Raw genomic sequence first — 6,275 nt, 5'->3', positions numbered from 1 at the left:
GGAGGCACGGGTGGCGGCCTCCAGCCGCTTCTCCTCGCGGTACAGGGCGTCCTCGGCGCAGGTCCGTTCCTCGACGCAGACCTCCAGGGCCTCCCGGGCCTCCTCCAGCCGGGTGAGCAGCTCCTCCTCCTGGGCGGCGGCCTCCTCGGCCTCCATCTCCAGTTCCTCGGGGTCGCGGCGGCTCACGGGGTCGTCGGTGACGGCGACGAGGTTGCGGTGGCGCTCGTTGGCCAGCCCTCGGACGGCATCCAGTCGTTCGGCGAGGCGGGAGAGCGCGTGGTAAGTCTCCGAGGCGCGGGCCAGGACCGGGGCGGCCTCGGCGGCCTGGGTCTCCAGGGCGGTCTCGCGCTCCTGGGCCTGGGTGAGGCTGGCCTCGGCCGCGGCTCGGCGTTCGAGGACCTCCTTCTCGTCCGCCTCCTCCTTGGCCAGTTGGTCGGTGAGGGTGACGATGTCGTCGGCGAGGAGTCGGAGCCTGGCGTCGCGGAGGTCGGCCTGGATGACGGCGGCGCGCCTGGCCAGCTCGGCCTGGCGCCCGAGGGGCTTGAGCTGGCGACGCAGCTCCGCGGTGAGGTCGGTGACCCGGTCCAGGTTGCCCTGCATCGCGTTGAGCTTGCGGATCGCCTTCTCTTTGCGCTTGCGGTGCTTGAGGATGCCCGCGGCCTCCTCGATGAGCGCCCGACGCTCCTCCGGTCCGGCGTGCAGGACGGTGTCGAGCTGTCCCTGGCCGACGATGACGTGCATCTCGCGGCCGATGCCGGAGTCACTGAGCAGGTCCTGGATGTCGAGCAGGCGGCAGGTGTCGCCGTTGATCGCGTACTCCGAACCCCCGTTGCGGAACATCGTCCGCCGGATGGTGACCTCGGTGTAGTCGATCGGCAGGGCACCGTCGGTGTTGTCGATGGTGAGGCTGACCTCGGCGCGGCCGAGGGCCTGGCGGGTGGAGGTGCCCGCGAAGATCACGTCCTCCATCTTGCCGCCGCGCAGGGACTTGGCGCCCTGTTCGCCCATCACCCAGGAGAGGGCGTCGACGACGTTGGACTTGCCCGAGCCGTTGGGGCCCACCACGCAGGTGATCCCGGGTTCGAAACGCAGGGTGGTGGCCGACGCGAACGACTTGAAGCCGCGCAGCGTCAGGTTCTTCAGGTACACCCACACCTCCCACACCGGCCACCGGGCCCACGCGGGCCACTCACCTACGACGTCGGCGCCCGCTGTGACGTGGGGCTCCGCACGGCATCATCCAAGGGTGCCACGAAGACGGTGGTGACGTGCGCGGTTCGCGCCGACCGGCCCGATGAGGTGGGCCACGGTCGAGCCGGGGGAGTTCCGGCGAACACGGAGGGTTGTGACGGTGTTCGCCGGGTACAACGGTAAATAATGCCGCAAGGAAAAGGAAAGAGAGTCTGCGGCGGAGGGTTCTGGATGGTCGGACCGCTGGGTCGAACGGACCGCGGAGCGGCTGGCGGAACTCCCGTCAGGGACGCCTGAGGTGCTGCATACGGCGTCCCGTCCGTGGTTCACGTGTCGCGCGGTCGCCCGGGTGTGCACCCGGTGGGTCGACGACGCGGGTTAGGCGAGCGCGGGCTCGCGGTCCGTCGCACTGACGGCGACGTCGGAGACTGCCATGCTGAGCTGGTCGTTGCGCGCCTGGAGGCGGCTGACCTCGGCCTCAAGGTCGCGTACTCGATTCTGGAGCCGTCGCATCTCCTGAACCATACGAGGGTCGGAGCCGCCGACGTGGCCAAACAGAGCCTTCGCCATGATGTGGGTCCTCCACACTGAGTGACCAGTGGTAAAACGCGCACACGACACCCCGAAGACACTCGGCTGACGAGCCGTTTCCACGGGTGGAAGATTGCGCGATGTGCCTTCCAGAGTCTCACTCCGCGCGCCGCTGGTCAAGATTGGATTACAACAGTCGGTAACGACCACACCCCGGGCCGGAGCGACCTGGGCACGTGAGGTCCCGCGATCCGAACACGCCCACCCCCGGTGCCGCACACCCGCAGGTGTGCGCCGAGTGGACCGGCGCCCCACCGCAGTCTCCTTGGGGCCGCCGCGAGACGGTCCGGATCACGTTACGCAACAAGCATACTCATCGCTCGATGAATCCGGTGAACGCGCCCCCAGGAGAGGACCAACGTTCCACCACGGAGTCCACATGACCGGGCGTCCGGCCGCCTCTGAGGTGCCCCAGAAGCCGTTCGCAATCGCCTCGCGGCCCCTCGGCGACCACCTCGACCCGGCCGTCGGCGAGGTTGGTCGCGGCCCCGCTCAGCCCCAGTTCGAGCGCCCGAGACCGCGCCCACCAGCGAAAACCCACCCCTTGGACCCGGCCGCGCACCCAGGCGGTCAGCCGGACGGGCTCCTCGTGGTTCTCCACTCGCTGCACCTTCCCTTACCTCACGGAGACAGTTTGCTCACCGACACGCCCGACCTTCCTGTCCCCTCCGTTCCGGCGGCTCCGGAGGGGCGTGGTGCGGGCTCCGACGAGAGAGGGAGTGTGCACCGGCGGCGCCGCCGAAGGGCGGGGAGCAAGGCGAACACGGCTCAGCGACGGGTTCTCGGGGCCCGCTGGCAGCGCGGGCAGCTGAACGAGGAGCGGTTCATGAACGCCTCGCGGATGATCGGGGCACCGCAGCGCCCGCACGGCCGGTCCTCGCGCCCGTAGGCGTTCAGGCCTCGCTCGAAGTAGCCGCTCTCCCCGTTGACGTTGACGTACAACCCGTCGAAGGTGGTCCCACCCACCGCCAGCGCCTCGTTCATGACGTCGCGCACGTGTCCCAGGAGCTCGGTCGCCTGCGCGGAGGACAGCCCCTGGGTGGACCGGGACCAGTGCAGCCGGGAGCGCCAGAGCGCCTCGTCGGCGTAGATGTTGCCCACGCCGCTGATCAGCGACTGGTCGAGCAGGGCCCGCTTGACCTCGGTGCGCCGCGCGCGCAGGGCGCGCACGAAGGCCTCCGGGGCGAAGACGGGGTCCAGGGGATCCAGCGCGATGTGGTCGACCGAGGCCGGGACGTCGTCCCGCTCCCCCGGGGTGTCGACCAGCAGGTGGCCGAAGGTGCGCTGGTCGACGAACCGCAGTTCCTGACCGTCCGACAGGGGGAGTCTGACCCGCAGGTGCCTCTCGTCGGGCTTGCCCTGCGGCTGGACGAGCATCTGACCGCTCATGCCCAGGTGGGTCAGCAGCATCTCTCCGCTGTCCAGGGACAGCCACAGGTACTTGCCGCGTCGACGCGCGGCCGTCGGCACGCGCCCCTCCAGGCGGGCCGCGAAGTCGGCGGTGCCGGGGACATGGCGGCGCACGGACCTGGGATGCAGGACCTCGACGGCGCTCACGGTCCGGCCCAGCGCGTGGGTGGCCAGGCCGCGGCGCACGACCTCGACCTCGGGGAGTTCGGGCACCTCAGCTCCGGTTCTGGCTCTTGGCGGACGTCTGGGACTCGGCGGCGGCGTCGGCCCGCGCGCGGATGGCCTTCCACGCGGACTCGGCGGCCTGCTGCTCGGCCTCCTTCTTGCTGCGCCCCTCACCCAGGCCGTAGCTCTCCCCCGCGACGCGGACGGTTGCGCGGAAGGTCTTCTGGTGGTCGGGGCCGCTCTCGTCGACGTGGTACTCGGGCACACCGAGCATCTCGGCGGCGGTCAGCTCCTGGAGGGAGGTCTTCCAGTCCAGCCCGGCGCCCAGGCCGGAGGCGGTGGCGATGAGGGGGTCGAAGAGGCGGTGCACGAACTCGGAGGCCACGTCCAGCCCCCGGTCGAGGTACACGGCGCCGATGATGGCTTCGAGGGTGTCGGCCAGGATGGAGGACTTGTCGCGCCCGCCGGTGCCCTCCTCACCGCGACCGAGACGGATGTAGGCCCCGATTCCCAGGCCGCGGGCCACGTCGGCGAGGGCGCGCATGTTGACGACGGCGGCCCGCAGCTTGGCCAGCTGGCCCTCGGGCAGGTCGGGGTGCTTGCGGAAGAGGGTGTCGGTCACCACCAGGCCGAGCACGGAGTCACCGAGGAACTCCAGTCGCTCGTTCGTGGGCAGACCGCCCTTCTCGTAGGCGTAGGAGCGGTGGGTCAGGGCGCGAAGCAGGATCTTGGGATCGACCTCGACGCCGATCGCCTTGTGGAACGCCCTGGCCTCGGAGACGGAGAGTTGGCTTGCCACGCGAGTTCACTTCCCTGTTCTGACGCGCCCCCGTGAGGGCGCGCGACCTGCGGTCGGGTGTGGATCCTCGGCCCGGCAGGGGCGCTCGAACACGAGGTGACCGTCGCGGGATCGGTACTCCCCCGGCAGCCACCACGAACTCGGGAACCCGAGTGAGCCCGGATCACGGGTGGATGCTTGTGCGGTTCTGGTTGTCTACTGCCCACACAGGGGCGGGTCACTCACGCTACGACTTCCCTGTGACAGCACGTCGGGGCGGACCCGGCGTGCGGGTCCGCCCCGAGGCGAATCGGGAATCGGGCTTGGGACCCGAAGCCTGACACGAGTGCGTTACGCCGGGTTGGTGACCTGACGGTTGTTGTAGGTGCCGCAGGTCGGGCACGCGATGTGGGGCTGCTTCGGGTCACGGCAGCGCGGGCAGTTGACCAGCACCGGGCGCGACGCCTTCCACTGGGAACGGCGGGTCCGGGTGTTGCTCCGCGACATCTTCCGCTTCGGGACGGCCACTTCAATCCTCCTGGGTCACCCCCGCGGTCGCGGGAGGTCGCTTATCTGGTCACCCCGCGCGCTACGGCGGGGAGGGTGTGCTCCGTTCGACGGGGGCACCGGGTGGGCGCCCCCGTGACCGGTTCACGAGCTCATCGTTCTCCGGGATCCTCCGCGATGGCGCGGAGAGCCTCCCAGCGTGGGTCGACGCGCTCGCCGTGGCTGTGGTCGGGACCGGCCTCGGCGAGTCTGACGCCACACGCCGCGCACAGGCCGGGACAGTCCGGTCCGCACAGCGGTGAGAGCGGGAGCGCGAGCACGACGGCGTCCCTGACCACCGGTCCGAGGTCGAGCAAATCGCCCTCTAGATAGTAGTCCTCATCCTCGTCGTCCGCGTCCTCACCGGTCAGGGCGGACTCGTCATCGTCGCCGGGGTACCGGTACAGCTCCTGGAAGCCGGCTTCCAGGCCGTCCGACAGGGGGTCGAGGCAGCGCGAGCACTCGGCGGTGAGCTGACCGCTGACGGTGCCGGTGACGAGGACGCCCTCCATCACCGCCTCCAGCCGGAGATCGAGCTCGACCTCGCTCCCCTCGGGCACGCTCGCCATCGCCCCGGAGAAGGTCTCCGGCACGGTCACGATGCGGTTGACGGTTCGCATCGACCCCGGCTGGCGGCCCAGCTGGCGGGTGTCGACCACGAACGGGTCACGGGGTTCTGGACGAGACAGGGTAATCGCGCTTTCACGAGAGGTCGTCAGATGCCGGACACGCGGGACGCGTCGAGGAAGACGACGGGTGCGGCGTGACCAGCCCGCGCGCACGCCAATGACGGCGACGCCCGGGGTCAAACCCAGATTCTACCTACCATGGGCCCGACCACCCAAATCAGCCGCCGGAACCCGGGGCCGCGGAGGCCGAAGCGTGCCGACGGCCCGGCGCAGACGCTGGTCAGGCCCCCGCCCGCTCCTCGTACTTGTCCCGCAGGCGCCCCTGGACGTAGGGCGTCACCAGGCTGGAGACGTCACCGCCGTGCTGGGCGATCTCGCGCACCAGGCTGGAGGACAGGAACGAGTACTGGGGGTTGGCGGTCATGAACACGGTCTCCACACCGGAGAGCCGGAAGTTCATCTGCGCGATCTGGAGTTCGTAGTCGAAGTCACTGACCGAGCGCAGGCTGCGGACGATGGTCTCGATGCCGTTGGCCCGGCAGAAGTCGACGAGGAGCCCGTCGAACTCACTGACCCGAACGTTGTCGAGGTCAGCGGTGCTCGCCCTGAGCATGTCCAGCTTCTCGGGGACGGTGAACAGGCCGCGCTTGTTGACGTTGTTGAGGACGGCCGCCACGACCTCGTCGTACTGCTTGGCGGCACGCCCGATGATGTCGATGTGTCCGAAGGTCACCGGGTCGAAGGATCCCGGACAGACGACTCGGCGCACGGTGGATCGCCCCTCTCAGGAGTTACTCTCGGGTACCGCGATCGTAGGGGTTGCCTCTCGCGGCGATTCGGGCAACACCCGCATAGTGACCACGCGCGCCGACTCGCCGCCTCCGCGCGCACGTGCCCCGAAGCGGACCTTCTGCCCGTTTTCTACCCCAACCGACCCCGCCCATGGGGAGGCACGCCGCAGGCTC

General features: G+C 69.9%; 7 protein-coding genes and 1 pseudogene (1 of these 8 running past the window's edge). All 8 read right to left on the bottom strand.

The window, feature by feature from the left end; translation table 11 throughout:
* Positions 1-1,149 (bottom strand): annotated as a pseudogene (gene smc / locus D471_RS33525) (chromosome segregation protein SMC) (it extends 2,369 nt beyond the left edge of the window).
* A 420-nt stretch (positions 1,150-1,569) separates the two neighbouring features.
* On the bottom strand, positions 1,570-1,761 hold the full coding sequence (locus D471_RS0108405; RefSeq protein ID WP_017598204.1) for a hypothetical protein: 192 nt from the start codon (positions 1,759-1,761) through the stop codon (positions 1,570-1,572).
* Between the two features lie 334 nt (positions 1,762-2,095).
* Positions 2,096-2,383, bottom strand: a complete 288-nt coding sequence (locus D471_RS0108400) for an acylphosphatase (RefSeq protein WP_017598203.1) — start codon at positions 2,381-2,383, stop codon at positions 2,096-2,098.
* A gap of 167 nt (positions 2,384-2,550) precedes the next feature.
* Positions 2,551-3,405, bottom strand: a complete 855-nt coding sequence (gene mutM / locus D471_RS0108395) for a bifunctional DNA-formamidopyrimidine glycosylase/DNA-(apurinic or apyrimidinic site) lyase (protein WP_017598202.1) — start codon at positions 3,403-3,405, stop codon at positions 2,551-2,553.
* A 1-nt stretch (position 3,406) separates the two neighbouring features.
* Positions 3,407-4,156: a ribonuclease III gene (gene rnc / locus D471_RS0108390; RefSeq protein ID WP_017598201.1), complete on the bottom strand. Its 750-nt coding sequence runs from the start codon at positions 4,154-4,156 to the stop codon at positions 3,407-3,409.
* Between the two features lie 330 nt (positions 4,157-4,486).
* On the bottom strand, positions 4,487-4,663 hold the full coding sequence (gene rpmF, locus D471_RS0108385) for a 50S ribosomal protein L32 (RefSeq protein WP_013151268.1): 177 nt from the start codon (positions 4,661-4,663) through the stop codon (positions 4,487-4,489).
* A 131-nt stretch (positions 4,664-4,794) separates the two neighbouring features.
* Positions 4,795-5,340: a YceD family protein gene (locus D471_RS0108380; protein ID WP_017598200.1), complete on the bottom strand. Its 546-nt coding sequence runs from the start codon at positions 5,338-5,340 to the stop codon at positions 4,795-4,797.
* A gap of 250 nt (positions 5,341-5,590) precedes the next feature.
* Positions 5,591-6,079, bottom strand: coding sequence for a pantetheine-phosphate adenylyltransferase (coaD, locus tag D471_RS0108375; RefSeq protein ID WP_026127532.1), 489 nt, complete (start codon positions 6,077-6,079; stop codon positions 5,591-5,593).
* Between the last annotated feature and the right edge of the window lie 196 nt (positions 6,080-6,275).

Source organism: Nocardiopsis lucentensis DSM 44048 (assembly GCF_000341125.1).
GTDB classification, from domain to species: Bacteria; Actinomycetota; Actinomycetes; order Streptosporangiales; family Streptosporangiaceae; genus Nocardiopsis; species Nocardiopsis lucentensis.
This window is presented reverse-complemented; position numbering and strand designations above follow the sequence as displayed.